14 protein-coding genes are annotated in these 15,455 nt (G+C 73.8%); 8 read left to right on the forward strand and 6 right to left on the reverse strand.

Features of this window, described 5'->3' with window-relative positions; genetic code table 11:
* Positions 1 to 43: 43 nt before the first annotated feature.
* Both CXH06_RS12190 and CXH06_RS12195 read right to left on the reverse strand, forming a co-directional pair.
* Positions 44 to 493 carry a rhodanese-like domain-containing protein gene (locus CXH06_RS12190; RefSeq protein WP_232820336.1) on the reverse strand — a complete coding sequence of 150 codons (450 nt, stop codon included), beginning with the start codon at positions 491 to 493 and terminating at the stop codon, positions 44 to 46.
* Positions 490 to 1,896 (reverse strand): DEAD/DEAH box helicase, encoded by a 1,407-nt coding sequence (locus CXH06_RS12195; RefSeq protein ID WP_114855473.1) that lies wholly within the window; start codon positions 1,894 to 1,896, stop codon positions 490 to 492. The genes CXH06_RS12190 and CXH06_RS12195 overlap by 4 nt, the downstream gene beginning before the upstream one ends.
* Positions 1,897 to 2,167: 271 nt before the next feature.
* Here CXH06_RS12195 and CXH06_RS12200 point away from each other — a divergent pair, with 271 nt between their 5' ends.
* The 8 genes from CXH06_RS12200 to CXH06_RS12235 all read left to right on the forward strand — a co-directional run bounded on the left by CXH06_RS12200 (position 2,168) and on the right by CXH06_RS12235 (position 10,904).
* Positions 2,168 to 3,223, forward strand: a complete 1,056-nt coding sequence (locus CXH06_RS12200; protein ID WP_114855474.1) for a LacI family DNA-binding transcriptional regulator — start codon at positions 2,168 to 2,170, stop codon at positions 3,221 to 3,223.
* 115 nt (positions 3,224 to 3,338) lie between these two features.
* The gene (locus tag CXH06_RS12205) at positions 3,339 to 5,291 is read left to right on the forward strand and encodes a glycoside hydrolase family 2 protein (protein WP_369832990.1); all 1,953 of its coding nucleotides are present in this window, start codon (positions 3,339 to 3,341) and stop codon (positions 5,289 to 5,291) included.
* 70 nt (positions 5,292 to 5,361) lie between these two features.
* Positions 5,362 to 6,114 carry a class I SAM-dependent methyltransferase gene (locus CXH06_RS12210; protein ID WP_114855476.1) on the forward strand — a complete coding sequence of 251 codons (753 nt, stop codon included), beginning with the start codon at positions 5,362 to 5,364 and terminating at the stop codon, positions 6,112 to 6,114.
* 9 nt (positions 6,115 to 6,123) lie between these two features.
* Positions 6,124 to 7,119 (forward strand): GNAT family N-acetyltransferase, encoded by a 996-nt coding sequence (locus CXH06_RS12215; RefSeq protein WP_114855477.1) that lies wholly within the window; start codon positions 6,124 to 6,126, stop codon positions 7,117 to 7,119.
* Positions 7,116 to 8,168 carry an alcohol dehydrogenase catalytic domain-containing protein gene (locus CXH06_RS12220; protein ID WP_114855478.1) on the forward strand — a complete coding sequence of 351 codons (1,053 nt, stop codon included), beginning with the start codon at positions 7,116 to 7,118 and terminating at the stop codon, positions 8,166 to 8,168. The genes CXH06_RS12215 and CXH06_RS12220 overlap by 4 nt, the downstream gene beginning before the upstream one ends.
* A complete protein-coding gene (locus tag CXH06_RS12225; RefSeq protein WP_114855479.1) occupies positions 8,165 to 9,100 on the forward strand; it encodes a ribonuclease HI family protein in 936 nt (311 codons plus the stop codon). Before CXH06_RS12220 ends, CXH06_RS12225 begins: the two co-directional genes overlap by 4 nt.
* Entirely contained in the window at positions 9,100 to 10,344 is a 1,245-nt protein-coding gene (locus CXH06_RS12230; protein ID WP_114855480.1) for a DUF418 domain-containing protein, read from the forward strand. Before CXH06_RS12225 ends, CXH06_RS12230 begins: the two co-directional genes overlap by 1 nt.
* The gene (locus CXH06_RS12235) at positions 10,341 to 10,904 is read left to right on the forward strand and encodes a DUF4031 domain-containing protein (protein ID WP_114855481.1); all 564 of its coding nucleotides are present in this window, start codon (positions 10,341 to 10,343) and stop codon (positions 10,902 to 10,904) included. The genes CXH06_RS12230 and CXH06_RS12235 overlap by 4 nt, the downstream gene beginning before the upstream one ends.
* A 7-nt stretch (positions 10,905 to 10,911) precedes the next feature.
* Here the strand turns inward: CXH06_RS12235 and CXH06_RS12240 are convergent, their stop codons facing one another.
* Genes CXH06_RS12240 through CXH06_RS12255 form a run of 4 tightly spaced genes read right to left on the reverse strand, consistent with a single transcriptional unit; the run spans position 10,912 to position 15,444 of the window.
* Complete coding sequence (locus CXH06_RS12240) at positions 10,912 to 12,513, reverse strand: HAMP domain-containing sensor histidine kinase (RefSeq protein WP_114855482.1); 1,602 nt, start codon at positions 12,511 to 12,513, stop codon at positions 10,912 to 10,914.
* A 3-nt stretch (positions 12,514 to 12,516) separates the two neighbouring features.
* Positions 12,517 to 13,236, reverse strand: coding sequence for a response regulator transcription factor (locus tag CXH06_RS12245; RefSeq protein ID WP_114855483.1), 720 nt, complete (start codon positions 13,234 to 13,236; stop codon positions 12,517 to 12,519).
* A gap of 54 nt (positions 13,237 to 13,290) precedes the next feature.
* Positions 13,291 to 13,722, reverse strand: coding sequence for a lipopolysaccharide assembly LapA domain-containing protein (locus tag CXH06_RS12250; protein WP_114855484.1), 432 nt, complete (start codon positions 13,720 to 13,722; stop codon positions 13,291 to 13,293).
* Positions 13,723 to 13,779: 57 nt separating this feature from the next.
* Positions 13,780 to 15,444, reverse strand: a complete 1,665-nt coding sequence (locus CXH06_RS12255) for a DNA repair helicase XPB (RefSeq protein ID WP_114855485.1) — start codon at positions 15,442 to 15,444, stop codon at positions 13,780 to 13,782.
* Positions 15,445 to 15,455: the final 11 nt, after the last annotated feature.

The raw sequence follows: 15,455 nt of genomic DNA on the forward strand, positions 1-15,455 counted from the left end.
GCCCGCAGGCACCGCCCCTCCTCGCCGTCGGGCGATCACTCGATCAGGAGACGCTCCGCGTCGCCTCGACCTGGACCGGGAGGCCGGCCGCGCGGTACGCGCGGACGCCGCCGATGAGGTCCGTGGCGCGGTGGAAGCCGAGGTCCCGCAGGTCCCTCGCGGCGAGCGAGGAGTAGAACCCCTCGGTGCAGACCACGACCACCAGATCGTCGTGCTCCGGGCCGTCGTCCATCCGCTCCGCGCTGCCCGGGTCCAGCCGCCATTCGAGCACGAGGCGCTCGATGACGGTGGCCCCGGGGAGATGCCCCTCGGCCTCGCGGAACGCGGCGGGGCGGATGTCCAGCACGTGCGCGCCCTGCTCCATCAGCGCAAGCAGCCGGTGCGGTGCGATGCGATCCACCCCGCGCCGTGAGGCCTCGAGGATCTCGTCGATGCTGTGGGCGCTCGCGGCGGCCGCGCGCCGCCTCCCGCCGCCGGGAACCTGCTCGGTCACCGGGAGTCGCCGGTGGAGGTCGAGTAGCGCGCGGGGGCGGACTCGCGGCGACCGCCGCCGGAGCGGCCCTGGCCACCCCGTCGGCCGCCGCCCGAGGGCTGGCCCTGGGCGCGGCCGCGACCGCCGCCCTGACCGCGGCCGCCGCCCTGACCGCGACCGCGGCCGCCGCCCTGGCCACGGCCCTGACCCTGCTGCTGCGGGGCCGGGGCGACCTCGCGCGGCTCGTGCATCTCGGTGCGCTCGCCCGGGGCGAGCTCCTGCAGCACGGCGCTCGTGGGGATCACACGTGCGTGGTACTCGGGGGTGATCCCCGCCTTGCGCATCAGGTCGCTGACGTCGCGCTTCTGCTCCGGCGTCTGCACGGTGATCACCGTCCCGGACTCGCCCGCACGGGCGGTGCGGCCCGAGCGGTGCAGGTAGGCCTTGTGCTCGACGGGCGGATCGGCGTGGACGACGAGCGCCACCTCGTCGACATGGATGCCGCGGGCGGCGATGTCGGTGCAGACCATCGTGGTCGCGCTCCCGGAGCCGAAGGCCTCGAGGTTCCGGGTGCGGGCGTTCTGCGAGAGGTTGCCGTGGAGGTCCACCGCGTCCACGCCGCGCGCGCTGAGCTTGCGGGCGAGGTTCTTCGCGCCGTACTTGGTGCGCGTGAACATGATCGTGCGTCCCGGAGCGGCCGCGAGATCGCGCAGCACGTCGAAGCGTGCGGCGGCGTCCACCTCGAGCACGTGGTGCTCCATGGTGCCCACGGGGCTCGTGGCCGGGTCCGCGGAGTGGGTGACGGGCTCGTGGAGGAACTGCTTGACGAGCTTGTTGACCCCGGAGTCGAGGGTGGCGGAGAAGAGCATCCGCTGGCCGCGCTTCGGGGTGGTCTCGAGGATGCGCTTGACCATCGGGAGGAAGCCCATGTCGGCCATGTGGTCCGCCTCGTCGATGACGGTGATCTCGACGGCGCCGAGGTCCGCGTGCCCCTGACCCATGAGGTCGAGCAGGCGGCCGGGGCAGGCGATCAGCACGTCGATGCCGCCGGCGAGGGCCTTGACCTGGGGGTTCTGGCCGACCCCGCCGAAGACGACGGCGCTGCGCAGGCCGGCGGCGGCCTCCAGCGGCTGCAGGGACTCCGCGATCTGCGCGGCGAGCTCGCGGGTCGGGGCGAGGATCAGGGAGCGCGGGCGGCGCGCGGCGCGCTTGCGGGGCTCGGCGATCAGCCGCGCCACCAGCGGCAGCAGGAAGGCGTAGGTCTTGCCCGAGCCCGTGCGGCCCCGGCCCAGGACATCGCGTCCGGACAGGGAGTCCGGCAGCGTCGCGGCCTGGATGGGGGTGGGCTGGGTGATGCCCCGGGGCGCGAGGGCGCCGACCAGGACAGGGGGCACGCCGAGGCGTGCGAAATCGGGGGAGGTCACGGGAATCCGTTCTGAAGATGCAGATCCCGCCCGTTGCGCGAGTGCCGGGCTGCCGTGGCAGCGGCGTCAGTGCTGCGCGGTCACCCCCGACGGGAGGACCTGTGCCGCGGCGGGATGACGGCACGCTGGACCCACGGTAGACCCGCCCGTGTCCAGGGGGAACGATCTTCCGTGCGGATGTGAGATACCCCTGTCCCACCTCCGGTCCGGGATACTGCCGGGAGGGCCGCAGCGGAGCACGGCATCACGAGGGATCGCGGAGGAGCACGAGATGGCACGCAGGGTGAGCATCAAGGACGTCGCACAGCACGCCGGGGTGTCGTGGAAGACCGTCTCGAACGTGGTCAACGAGCGCCCCGTGGTGCGCCCGGAGACGCGTGCGCGGGTGCTCGCGGCGATCGAGGAGCTCGGCTACGTGCCCAATCACGTGGGTCGGGAGCTGCGCGGCGGCCCCACCCGCTCGATCGCCCTCGTCGTCCCCGAGCTGCAGAACCCCTACTTCGCCCGGCTCGCCGAGCGGATGCAGGCCGCCGCCCGCGAGCGCGACTACACCGTGAGCGTCGAGGTCTCGCTGCACAGCATCGAGGTCGAGCGCGCCCACGTGCGCGGACGCACCGCCCGACCGGTCGACGCGGTGATCCTCTCGCCCTCCGCGCTGGACCCCGCGGACCTCTTCGAGCGCACCGCCGGACCGCCGGTGGTGCTGCTCGGGGAGCGGCTCCCCGGGGCCGCGAACGTCACGCACGTGGCGATCGACAACGTGGCCTCCGCGGCCGATGCCGTCAGCCATCTGGTCGCCGGTGGGCATCGCCGCCTGCTGTTCCTGGGCGCCGATCGCTCGGTACGCTCGACGGGCACCGATCGCCTGGCGGGCTTCCGCGCCGCGAGCCGCTACGCCGATCTCCCGCAGGATCCGGACCTGCTGCGCGAGGGGCTGGAGTGGACCCGGGAGGGCGGGTACCGGGAGACGCTCTCCGTGCTGGAGGCCGGGATCGAGGTCGACGGCGTGGTGGCCGCCAACGACCTCATGGCCCTCGGCGCGCTCCGCGCGCTGCGCGAGCGCGGGCTCGCGGTGCCCGAGGATGTCGCGGTGATCGGCTGGGACGACGTCCCCGAGGCCGCCTGGTCGACGCCGACCCTGACCAGCATCGCCCCGGACCTCGAGGCGCTCGTCGCCGCGGCGCTGGACGCCGCGCTCGCCGCGAGCGGTGAGGCCGAGGGGGAGGAGAGCGCGGTCCCCGCGGGGGCGGAGGAGACCGTCATCGCGCACCGCCTGGTGGAGCGCGGCTCCACCCGGCCCGTCCCCGGCGCGGACGAGGGAGCCTGAGGACCGCGGCGGACACCTGGGATTCTCACGTTGCAATTCTGGGTCGGGTGCGCTTGACTGGTTCATGACCGATCGCGCCCCTCAGCGACGAGCACCACGATCCCAGGAGTCCTCCGTGCCCTCTTCCGCCCCTGCTCTCCCGGAGCACCTGCGCTCCCTGTTCGCCCGCGCCGAGGAGCTCGCCGCGCTGCTGGACGCCGCGCCGTCCGCCGCGCAGGACGCGCCCCGTCCCGAGCATCCCCGCCCCCAGCTGCAGCGCGATGCCTGGCTGACCCTCAACGGGACCTGGGAGTTCGAGATCGACCAGGGCGACTCGGGCCGCGAGCGCGGCCTGCTCGAGCGTGAGCTCGCCACCACCATCACGGTGCCCTTCGCCCCGGAGACCGAGGCCTCGGGGATCGGCAACCGCGACTTCCTCGAGGCGGTCTGGTACCGCCGCCGCGTGAGCATCCCGGCGAGCTGGGAGGGACTGCGCCCGATCCTGCGCTTCGAGGCCGTCGACCACGACGCGACCGTCTGGGCGGACGGCGTCGAGGTCGCCCGTCACCGCGGCGGCTTCACCCCCTTCGCGGCGGACCTCTCCACCGTGCCCGGCGTCGTCGCCGGGTCCGAGGTGGAGATCGTGGTGCGCGCCCGTGACCCGCACGGCGCGCCGCAGGCCCGGGGCAAGCAGTCCCAGGTCTTCCGCCCCACCCACGCCGACTACCACCGCACCACCGGCATCTGGCAGAGCGTCTGGCTCGAGGGCGTCCCTGCCGACGAGATCCGCTCGCTGCGGGTGATCCCGTCCCTGGCCGGCGCCTCCTTCGCCGTGGACGTCCCGCTCGCGCGCAGCACCGCCGGCACCCGCCTCCAGGCCGTGCTCTCCGAGCCCGGCGGCGAGGAGGTGGCCCGCGCCGAGGTCCGCGCCGACCTCGACCTCGCCCCGCACCTCGCGCTCCAGGTCCCCGCGGACAAGGTCCGCGTGTGGGGCGCCGGCGCCCCCGAGCTGTACGCGCTGACGGTGCGCCTGCTGGACGCCGACGGCGCCGAGCTGGACGCGGTCCGCTCCTACACCGGCCTGCGCTCGACCTCGCTGAACGGACACGAGTACCGTCTCAACGGCGAGAAGGTCTTCCAGCGCCTGGTCCTCGACCAGGGCTACTGGGAGCAGTCCTTCATGACCGCCCCCGAGGACGCCGCGTTCACGACCGACATCCGCCTCGCGCTCGAGGCCGGCTTCAACGGCGCCCGGCTGCACCAGAAGGTCTTCGACCAGCGCATGCTGTTCTGGGCGGACCTTCACGGGTACCTCACCTGGGGCGAGTTCGGCGACTGGGGCGCGAACGGCTTCGGCCCCGAGGGGGACAACCAGCAGCCCACCGCGAGCTTCATCGGGCAGTGGATCGAGGCCGTCGGCCGCGACATCAACCACCCCAGCATCATCGGCTGGTGCCCGCTGAACGAGACCCACCAGGTGCTCCACGACCGGATCACGCAGCTGGACGACGTCACCCAGGCGATGTACGACGCGACCAAGCTCGCCGATCCCACCCGCCCCGTGCTCGACGCCTCGGGCTACTCGCATCGGGTGCGCGGGGCCGACGTCTACGACTCCCACTCCTACGAGCAGGATCCCGAGCGCTTCCGCGTCGAGCAGGCTCCTCTCGCCGAGGGCCGGCCCCACACCAACCGCCGCGAGCTCGGGATCGACGAGATGGCCTTCGCCGACGGCGCCTTCTCCCATGACTACGCCGGCCAGCCCTACTTCGTCTCCGAGTACGGCGGCATCTGGTGGAACGAGGAGGAGGCCCGGGCCGCGGAGGAGGCCTCCCGCGCCGGCAACAACGCCGCCGAGTCCTGGGGCTACGGCCAGCGGATCCGCAGCGAGGAGGAGCTCTACAAGCGCTTCGAGGGCCTGACCCGGGTGCTGCTCGAGGACCCGCTGATGTTCGGCTACTGCTACACGCAGATGACCGACGTCTTCCAGGAGAAGAACGGCATCGTCGACTTCGCCCGCGGCCGCAAGCTGGACCTGTCCCGCCTGCGCGCCGTCCAGCAGCGGCCCGCCGCCTTCGAGCAGGACTGACCCGGACCGGGCCCGGCGGCGCGGGGATATTCGCGTGACCTCCCCGCCCCGCCGGGCCCAGGATGGGGCCATGATCGATCAGACCCGCCTCTGGGACGAGCAGGCCGCCGCCGAGTACGACACCCCCGGCGAGGGCATGTTCGCCCCGGAGGTGCTGGGCCCCACCGTCGAGGTGCTCGCCGAGCTCGCCGCCGGGGGCCGGGCGCTCGAGCTCGCCGTCGGCACCGGGAGGGTGGCGATCGAGCTGACCGAGGCGGGCGTGGACGTCACGGGCATCGAGCTCTCGGGCGCGATGATCGCGCGCCTGCGCCAGAAGATCGGGCCGGAGGACCTGCCGGTGATCGAGGGCGACATGACCACCGCGAGCGCCGGGGAGGGGTTCTCCCTCGCCTACCTGGTGTTCAACACCATCTCGAACCTGCTCTCCCAGGAGCAGCAGGTCGAGTGCTTCCGCAATGCCGCCCGCCACCTCGCCCCCGGCGGGTGCTTCGTCATCGAGCTGTGGGTGCCCCAGCTGCGGGCGCTGGCCCCCGGGCACGGCGGAACCGTCGAGGTCTCCGAGCCCGGCTACCTGCTCGTCGACACGATCGACACCCTCGCCCAGCACCTCGTCTCGCACCACGTGCGCTTCGACCCGGCGGTGGACGGCGCGCGCGGCGCGCGCATCGGCCGCACCCCGCACCGCTACATCTGGCCCTCCGAGCTGGACCTCATGGCGCAGCTGGCGGGATTCACCCTCGAGAGCCGCTGGGCGGACTGGGACCGCTCGGAGTTCACCGCGGAGTCCCGCAGCCACGTGAGCGTGTACCGGCTGGCTCCGTAGACTTCTCCGGTGACCACGACCCATGCCCCGATCACCCGCTCCGCCCTCACCCTCGAGGACGTCCCGGCCCTCACCGCGCTGCTGAACCGGATCGACGTCGCCGACCAGCTCGGCGAGCCCGTGCAGGAGCCGAGCGTCCGCGAGTGGCTCACCAGTCCCGAGCTCGACCTGCCGCGGGACACCCGAGCCCTGCGCGCAGGGGAGGAGCTGATCGGCGTCGCGATCGTCGATGTCCACGCCGCCGTGGACCGGGACGGGCGTGTGCGCTGCCAGCTGATGGGCGGCGTGGACCCGGAGCACCGCCGGCAGGGCCGGGGCACCGAGCTGCTGGACTGGTCCGAGGCCCGCGCTCTCGAGCTCGCCCGTGCGCGCCACGGGAGTGCGGAGAACGCGGTCCTGCGCATCGGCGGGGGCCGCGACCCGCAGGAGGGATCCGGTCCCGGCGGCGCGGAGGTCCGTCCGCTGCTCGAGCGTCGCGGCTATCGTCGCGCCCGCAGCTGGTTGGTCATGTCCTGCGCCCTGCCCGCGTCCGCGCCGGCGGCGGTCGACGGCGCGGAGATCATCGCGCCGACGGACGCGCTGCGCGAGGCGACGCACGCGGCGCATCTGGCCGCCTTCGCCGACCACTGGGGATCGGCACCGATCTCCGCCGAGCGCTGGAACCGCTTCTGGTCCGCGCACACCGCGCGCCGCGAGCTGTCCTCGATCGCGCGCGACGATCGCGGCACCGTGCTCGCCTACGTCCTCACCGACGAGGACGTCCCGGGCGTGCTCCACATCGCCCTGGTGGGCACCCGCCCCGAGGCGCGCGGCCGGGGCCTCGCCCGCGCCGCCATCGCCCACAGCCTCGCCGCCGGCTCCGCGGCCGGGTTCGCGCGGGCCGAGCTCGAGGTCGACGCCGAGTCGCTCACCGGCGCGACCCGCCTCTACGACGCCCTCGGCTTCGTGCGCGAGAGCGTCGTCGCGACCTTCGAGAAGCCGGCGGCCGGGGACGATGCGCCGTGAGGGCGGTGCGCTACGACGGCTTCGGGGCGCAGCCCGCGCTGGCCGAGGTCCCCGACCCCGTGTGCCCGCCGCGCGGCGCCGTGATCGCCGTGCACGCCACCGGGGTGTGCCGCAGCGACTGGCACGCCTGGCAGGGCCATGACGACACCGTCCACCTGCCGCACATCCCCGGCCACGAGTTCGCCGGGGTGGTCCAGGAGGTGGGGGCCGGGGTCACGCGCGTCGCGCCCGGGGACCGGGTGACCGCGCCCTTCATCCTCTCCTGCGGGCGCTGCGCGCAGTGCCGGGCGGGGGCGACGCAGGTCTGCCCCGCCCAGCGCCAGCCCGGCTTCGACCTGCCCGGCTCCTGGGCGGAGCAGGTGGTGGTCATCGAGGCGGACCACAACCTCGTCCCCCTCCCGGACGGGATCGACATGACGCTCGCGGCGGGTCTGGGCTGCCGGGTGGGCACCGCGTATCACGCCGTGAGGGCGCAGGCGGCGGTGACGCCCGGCGAGTGCGTGGTCGTGTACGGCTGCGGAGGCCTCGGGCTCGCCGCGGTGCAGGTCGCCCGCGCCATCGGGGCCGAGGTGCTCGCCGTCGACGTCTCCGAGCGCGCCCTCGCGGCCGCCGCGGCGCTGGGCGCGACCCCGGTGCCCTTCGCCGCCGACGTCGCCGAGCAGGTCCGGGCGGCGACGGACGGCGGGGCCGACGTGAGCCTCGACGCGCTCGGCTCCGCCGCGACCGCCGGAGCGGCGCTGAGCTCCCTGCGCCCCCGCGGACGCCACGTCCAGGTGGGCCTGCTGCTCGGCGAGGACGCCGAGGCGCCCCTGCCGATGGGCCGGGTGATCGCCCAGGAGCTGCAGATCCTCGGCAGCCACGGCCTCGCCGCCGCCGAGTACCGGGACCTGCTGGAGGAGATCGCCGGCGGCCGCCTCGACCTCGGGGCGACCGTCGGCCGGCTCCTGGACCTCGAGGACCTCCCCGCGGCGATGCTCGCCATGGATCACCCGCCCACCAGCGCCGGGATGACGATCGCCCGCGTGGGCTGTGGAACGATGAGCGCATGAGCATCACCGCAGCTGCCGACGGCTCCGCCCTCGGCAACCCCGGGCCCGCCGGCTGGGCCTGGTACATCGACGAGACCACCTGGCGAGCGGGCGGCTGGCCCCACGGCACCAACAACATGGGCGAGCTGAAGGCCGTGCTGGACCTGCTCGAGGCCACCGCGGCGGACGCGGATCAGCACCTGCGGATCCTCTGCGACAGCCAGTACGTCATCAACTCGGTGACGAAGTGGATGCCGGGCTGGAAGCGCAAGGGCTGGCGCAAGAAGGACGGCAAGCCGGTGCTGAACGTCGAGCTGCTGAAGGACATCGACCGCGCCCTCGCCGGACGCAGCGTCGAGTTCGAGTGGGTCAAGGGGCATTCGGGCCATGCGCTGAACGAGGCCGCCGACCGGCGTGCGAACGCCGCCGCGACGGCCTTCTCGCGAGGACGCGATCCGGAGTGCGGGCCCGGGTACCGGGCCGCGGCCGCTGCGGTCCCGGCCGACGAGCCCGCCGACGACCTGTTCAGCCTCCTGGACCGGACCGCCCCCGAGCCCTCACGCTGCTCGAGCGCCGGCGAGGAGACCGTCCTGGTGGCCGACGCCCCCGGTGCGACGTCCTTCGAGCAGGTCACCTCGCGCGAGCTCGCCCTGCTCTCCGACGCCCTGCGCGCCGATCCGCCCAGCGCCGCCGAGCTGCTGCACCCGGAGTTCACCGAGATCGGTGCGAGCGGGCGGCGCTACGACCGCGAGGAGATCCTCGCCGCCCTCGCCCCGGTCCCCGGGCTGCGCGCCGAGGAGCTCGTCGCCGAGGAGATCGTGCCGGGCGCCGTGCTCCTGCAGTACACGACCGTCGGCCCGCACGGCACCGCGCACCGCAGCTCGCTCTGGGTGCGCACGCGCGACCGCTGGCTGCTGCGGCACCACCAGGGCACGCCGGTCGACCCCCGCTGATGTCCGCGCCGCTGCGCCCGGGGACCTCGCGCAGGTCCGGAGCGGTCGCGGCCCCGGTCTCCGTCCCGCTCGCCCGGCGCGCCGGGGGTCCCGACCTCGCGCGCGGCCTCGCCCTGCTGGGCATCGGCCTGGCCAACCTCGTGGGCTGGCTGCACGGCAGCGACTGGACCGTGCTGCTCAAGCAGAGCGGCGCGACCGCCCTGGATCGCTCGGTGGACGTGCTCGTCGCGCTGCTGGCGGACAATCGCGCCTTCCCGCTGTTCGCGCTGCTGTTCGGGTACGGCATCGGCGTCCTGCACCGCCGCGCCCGTGAGCGCGGGGAGACGGCGCGGATGTTCACCGGGCGGATGGCGCGCCGCCACCTGGTGCTGCTCGGGATCGGGCTCGCCCACGCGATCCTCCTGTTCAGCGGTGACATCCTCGTCGCCTACGCGGTGGTCGGCATGCTCTGCGTGCTGCTGGTGAGCCGGCACCGGGTGATGCTCCCGCTGGCCGCGGTGCTGGCCCTGCCCGCCCTCGGGGTCTGGGGCTGGGCGGACGGCACCATCGGCCTGCGGGGCGGGAGCGGATACGCCTCTGCCTCCGCCCCCGACTATCTCTCTGCCGTGCAGCTGCGCACCCTCCCCGCCCTGCGGGGCGTGCTCACGGCCCCGCTCTGGGACCTGGGCCTGCTCACGCCGATGGCGCTCGGGGCGATCGCCGCGCGCCTGCGGCTGCTCGAGGAGGTCTCCGCGAACCGGGATCTGCTGGTGCCGGTCACCCGCTGGGGCCTGGGGATCGGCCTGCTGGGCGCGGTGCCGCTGACCGTGGTGCTGCTGCGCGGCGGCGCGGGGACGCCGGGTCCCGACGAGATCGTGCTGGGCGTCCTCGGCGTGCTCCACCAGTACTCCGGCCTGGTCCTCGCCCTCGGCGTCGCGGCGGGCGCCGCCCTGCTCGCCCAGCGGGTGCTCGAGGGCGGTCCGCATCCTCGGCGCCGCGAGCGGTGGCTGGGCACGGGGGTGCGGGGCGTCGAGGCGCTCGGCGCGGTCTCCCTGAGCGTCTACATCGCGCAGTCCCTGCTCTTCGCCGCGCTGTTCCCGCCGTACACGCTGGACCTCGGCGCACGGCTGGGCACCGCCGGCGCCGCCGCGCTGGTGCTGGCGGCCTGGCTCGCCATGATCCCGCTCGCGGTCCTCCTGCGCGCGCACGACCGGCGCGGACCGCTCGAGAGCCTGCTGCGCCGTCTGGCGGGGAGCCGCGCATGACCGTCTACGCCGACACCCCGCGCTGGCCCCGCCACGGCACCCTCTGGGGCCACCTGATCTCCGACGCCTCGCTCGCGGAGCTCCACGAGCGCGCCGCCCGCGCCGGGCTGCCCCCGCGCGCCTTCGACCTCGACCACTACGACTGGCCGCTCGGGGCCCGGGAGCAGCTCGAGGCGGTGGGCGTCCGCTTCGTCGCCGACGGCGAGCTGACCCGGATCCTCATCGCCTCGGGTCTGCGGATCCGGCTGCGGGACCGCCCGGACGCCCGGGCCCGGCGCAGCGCCGAGCACGCCGCGGCCCTGGGCCTGGAGGTCGTGCCCCGCGACCTCATCCACGGGATGATCGGGCACGTCGACCCGCTGCCGGGCGCCGAGTCCGCGGCGCCGGGGGCGTTCCGTCTGACGCAGGACCGCCCCGGGGGCCCGCCCCGGGTCGAGTCCCACGACGAGCAGGGCCGGCGCGCCGCGCTCGCGCTGCTGCAGATGCTCGACTCCCTCGCCCGGGGTCGCGGCGAGGAGGGGTTCGTCGGGCAGGTGCTCGAGGACGGGACGTCGGCCTGAGGGGTGCTCAGCGCGAGGGCGAGGAGGGGCTCTCCGGAGTGTCGGCCGGGGGCTCGTCCGGGCTCCCGCCCGTCAGCGCGCGCAGCTGATCGGGGGTCGACTGCTGCTCGGGGGCGATCTCGGTGCCCTGCAGCTGGACCCAGAAGGTCGCGCCGCCGCCGGGGGTCTCGATCACCCCGATGCTGCCGCGATGCTGCTGCACGATCGTGGCCGCGATCGACAGACCCAGACCGGCCCCGCCGCCCTGCGTCGCCGCCCGGACCCGCGAGGAGTCGGTGCGGTAGAAGCGCTCGAAGACCTTCTCGCGCTGGTCGTCGTCGATCCCCTCGCCGTGGTCGCGGACCTCGATCCGCACCGTGTCCGGGGCGGTGTAGCCCACCGCGATCTCCACCGGCGACCCCTTGGGGGTGTGGCGGTTGGCGTTGCCCACCAGGTTGAGGATCACCTGCCGCAGGGACGCCTCGTCGCCCAGCACGCCGATCGACACGTGCGGCTGCACGGAGACCGGGGTGCCCGCGAGGGAGACCACCATGACCTGCCGGTCGGGATCCAGGGCGCGCAGGTCCTGCGCGGCGTCGAAGAGCGCGTCGGTGAGGTCCACCGGCTCCAGCGGGAGATCGGGGTTCTCGTCGAGGCGGGCCAGGCGCAGCAGGTTCTCCACCAGCGAGCCCATCCGTCGCGCCTCGTCCTCGATGCGCCGCATGGCCGAGGCGACGTCCTCGTCGGTGCCCAGCGCCCCCATCCGGTACAGCTCGCCGAAGCCGCGGATCGCGGCCAGCGGGGTGCGCAGCTCGTGCGAGGCGTCGCCGACGAAGCGCCGCATCCGCGCCTCGGAGCGGGTGGCGTGCTCCTCGGAGGCGGACTGGGCGGCGAAGGCCTGCTCGATCCGCACCAGCATCTCGTTGAGGGACAGTGCGAGGTCGTGCACCTCGAGGGAGGTGTCGGTGACGGGGACGCGGCGGGAGAGATCGCCGCCGGCGATCTGGGAGGCGGTGGACTCCACGTCGCGCAGCGGCTCGAGCGCCCGGTGCGTCACGTACCCGCCGGCGCCCATCCCCACCAGCACCACGAGCGTGCCCACCAGCACGATGACCAGGGCCATCTCGTGCATGGTGCGGTCCACGCCGGTCAGCGGCAGGGCCACGTACACGCTGCCGTGATCGGGGCCGGTGTTGACCATCGCGATGACGCGCCAGCGGTTCTCCTGGGAGTCCACCACCGTGAAGGGGCGCCCTCCGCGCTGCAGGATCTGCTCGTCGGTCAGCTCCGGGAAGGGGACCGTGGGATCGCCGTGCCCGTAGTGGACGACGTCGGTGAGGATGGGGTCGCCGTTCTCGTCGCGGATCTCGACCGCGTACTCCACCGGGGTGTACGTGCTGTCACGGGCGGCCTCGTCATCGCTGGCCAGGCGCTCCTGCGCGAGGGACAGCATCTCGCCCATGCCCGCCTGCAGGTTCGAGTCGACGGACTGGATCAGCGTGCGGTTGAGCAGGAACAGCGAGAGGCTCCCGGTGATGACCGTGCCGAGCACCAGCAGCAGGGAGATGAGCGCGACGATCCGCGTCCACAGGGACACGGGCCGCTCGGTGCGCAGGCTCGGCAGGGCCAAGCCTCAGGAGCCTTCGGGCGCGCGCAGGACGTAGCCGATGCCTCGCTTGGTGTGGATCATCGGATCGCCGATCACGTCGATCTTGCGGCGCAGGTAGGAGATGTAGGACTCCACGATGCCCACCTCCCCGGACCAGTCGTAGTCCCAGACGTGGTCGAGGATCTGGGTCTTGGAGACCACCCGGCCGGCGTTGAGCATGAGGTAGCGCAGCAGCTTGAACTCGGTGGGGGAGAGCTCGATGTTCACGTCCCCGCGGTACACCTCGTGGGAGTCCTCGTCCAGGCGCAGGTCGCCGACCACCAGGGAGCTGTCCACCGTGGTCTCGGAGCCGCCGTGGGTGCGCCGCAGCACGGCGCGGATGCGGGCCACGACCTCCTCGAGGCTGAAGGGCTTGGTGACGTAGTCGTCGCCGCCGACGGTGAGTCCGGCGACCTTGTCCTGGGTCTCGTCCTTCGCCGTGAGGAAGAGGATCGGGTACTTCTCGCCGCGGTCGCGCAGGCGCCGGGTGACGGTGAAGCCGTCCATGTCCGGCAGCATCACGTCGAGCACCACGAGATCGGGCTGGTTCTCAGTGGCCTCGCGGATCGCCTCGTTGCCGCTCGAGGCGGTGAACACCTCGAAGCCGGCGAAGCGGAGGGAGGTCGCGAGCAGGTCGCGGATGTTGGGCTCGTCGTCGACGACGAGGAGCCGTGCCTCGTAGTCATGATCGTCGGTGGCAGTCATGCCTCTACCGTCCTCCCGTTGCTTGGGAATCACCTGGATGCCCTCTGAGCGGCCTCAGCGGGTGCCGCGCGAGCCCTGCTCCTGGAGCTTGCGCAGCTTGCGGATGGTCCAGCTCATCTGGATCATCCGCACCGAACCGACCAGCGCCATGACCAGGGCCCCGGCGATCGCCGCGAACAGCATCGCCACGCCGAGGGGGAGCTCGAAGGTCGCGGCGAAGTACTCGAAGCTCGCGGTCTGGCCGTTCTGGATCACGAAGATCAACAGCAGCACCAGGACGATCGCGCCGAGGATCATCGAGATCCACAGCCCCGCGGTCTTCCCGCCGCGGGACGCGGACCCCTCGCCGGTCGAGGGCTCCCGCGGCGTCCGGGGCGTCGGCGGCTCGGCGGGGGCGGCCGGGCGCGGTGCGGGCCGGTCCTCGCCCGACGGGGCGTCGGCCGGGGTGCGACCCGCGGGACGGGTGGGATCCTCGGATGAGGTCATGTCGATCTCCTCGGGTGGGCCGGCGGAGCGGCGGGGAAGGGTGTGCTGCGTGCCACTCTAGCCAGCCGGGCGGTCGTCCAGGGAGGTCTCGAGGTCGTCGGCGTCCACGATCGTGTAGGCGTAGCCCTGCTCGGCGAGGAACCGCTGGCGATGGGCCGCGTAGTCCTGGTCCTGGGTGTCGCGCATGACGACCGTGTAGAAGTGCGCGGTGCGGCCGTCGGCCTTGGGGCGCAGCAGGCGGCCCAGTCGCTGGGCCTCCTCCTGGCGCGAGCCGAAGGCGCCGCTGACCTGCACGGCGACCGAGGCCTCGGGGAGGTCGACGGAGAAGTTCGCGACCTTCGAGACCACCAGGCGGGAGATCTCGCCGGCCCGGAAGGCCTCGAACAGCTCCTGGCGCCGCCGCACGGGGGTCTGCCCGGTGACGAGGTCGCAGCCGAGCTGCTCGGCGAGCTCCTCGAGCTGATCGAGGTACTGACCGATCACGAGCATCGGCTCCCCGGGATGCCGAGCCGCGATCCGCCGCACCACGTCCGTCTTCGCCGGATGCGCGGCCCCCAGGCGCGGGCGGTCCCCGGCCTCGGCCATGGCGTAGGCCATGCGGTCCTCGGCGGGCATCGCGACCCGCACCTCGGTGCAGTCGGCCGGGGCGATGTAGCCCTGGGCCTCGATGTCCTTCCACGGGGCGTCGTAGCGTTTGGGGCCGATGAGCGAGAACACCTCGCCCTCGCGCCCGTCCTCGCGCACCAGGGTCGCGGTCAGGCCCAGCCGTCGGCGGGCCTGCAGGTCCGCCGTCATGCGGAAGACCGGGGCGGGCAGCAGGTGCACCTCGTCGTAGAGGATGAGCCCCCAGTCGCGGGCGCTCATGAGCTCCAGGTGGGGCTGGACGCCCCGGCGCTTCATGGTGAGCACCTGATAGGTCGCGATCGTCACCGGGCGCACCTCCTTCGTCGCCCCGGAGTACTCGCCGATCTCGTCCTCGGTGAGGCTGGTGCGCCTCAGCAGCTCGGCGCGCCACTGCCGCGCGGAGACGGTCGAGGTGACCAGGATCAGGGTGGTGCGCTGCATCGCCGCCATCGCCCCGGCGCCCACCAGCGTCTTCCCGGCTCCGCAGGGGAGGACCACCACCCCGGAGCCGCCGTGGCGGAAGCCCTCGATCGCCTCCACCTGGTACGGCCGCAGCGACCAGCCGTCCTCGTCCAGCGCGATCGGGTGCGCCTCGCCGTCCACATAGCCGGCGAGGTCCTCCGCGGGCCAGCCCAGCGCCAGCAGCGCCTGCTTCAGGGCGCCGCGCTCGGAGGGGTGGACGACGACCGTCGCCTCGTCGACCCGGGCGCCGAGCATGCCCTGGATGCGTCGCGCCCGGGAGATCTCCTCGAGCACCGCGCGGTCCAGCGCCTGCAGCACCAGGCCGTGCACGGGGTCCGCCCGCAGCTGCAGGCGGCCGTAGCGGTCCATGGTGTCCGCGACGTCGACCAGCAGGGCGTGGGGGACCGGGTAGCGGGAATGGTCGACGAGGGCGGCGATGACGGTCTCCGCGTCGTACCCCGCGGCCCGTGCATTCCACAGCCCCAGGTCGGTGATGCGGTAGGTGTGGATGTGCTCGGGCGCGCGCTCGAGCTCAGCGAAGGCGGCGATCGCGGCGCGCGCCGCGGCGGAGCGGGGGTGGTCGACCTCGAGCAGGAGGGACTTGTCGCTCTGGACGATGAGGGGGCCGGCGGTCATCCGCTCAGGCT

Source organism: Brachybacterium sp. YJGR34, from assembly GCF_003347015.1.
In the GTDB taxonomy this organism is placed as follows: Bacteria; Actinomycetota; Actinomycetes; order Actinomycetales; family Dermabacteraceae; genus Brachybacterium.

What these genes read in the sequence shown, in the direction of transcription:
- CXH06_RS12245 (WP_114855483.1), bottom strand. Translation starts at nt 13,236, where the DNA reads ATGACTGCCACCGACGATCATGACTACGAGGCACGGCTCCTCGTCGTC.
- CXH06_RS12235 (WP_114855481.1), top strand. Translation starts at nt 10,341, where the DNA reads ATGACCGTCTACGCCGACACCCCGCGCTGGCCCCGCCACGGCACCCTC.
- CXH06_RS12250 (WP_114855484.1), bottom strand. Translation starts at nt 13,722, where the DNA reads ATGACCTCATCCGAGGATCCCACCCGTCCCGCGGGTCGCACCCCGGCC.
- CXH06_RS12255 (WP_114855485.1), bottom strand. Translation starts at nt 15,444, where the DNA reads ATGACCGCCGGCCCCCTCATCGTCCAGAGCGACAAGTCCCTCCTGCTC.
- CXH06_RS12210 (WP_114855476.1), top strand. Translation starts at nt 5,362, where the DNA reads ATGATCGATCAGACCCGCCTCTGGGACGAGCAGGCCGCCGCCGAGTAC.
- CXH06_RS12230 (WP_114855480.1), top strand. Translation starts at nt 9,100, where the DNA reads ATGTCCGCGCCGCTGCGCCCGGGGACCTCGCGCAGGTCCGGAGCGGTC.
- CXH06_RS12225 (WP_114855479.1), top strand. Translation starts at nt 8,165, where the DNA reads ATGAGCATCACCGCAGCTGCCGACGGCTCCGCCCTCGGCAACCCCGGG.
- CXH06_RS12200 (WP_114855474.1), top strand. Translation starts at nt 2,168, where the DNA reads ATGGCACGCAGGGTGAGCATCAAGGACGTCGCACAGCACGCCGGGGTG.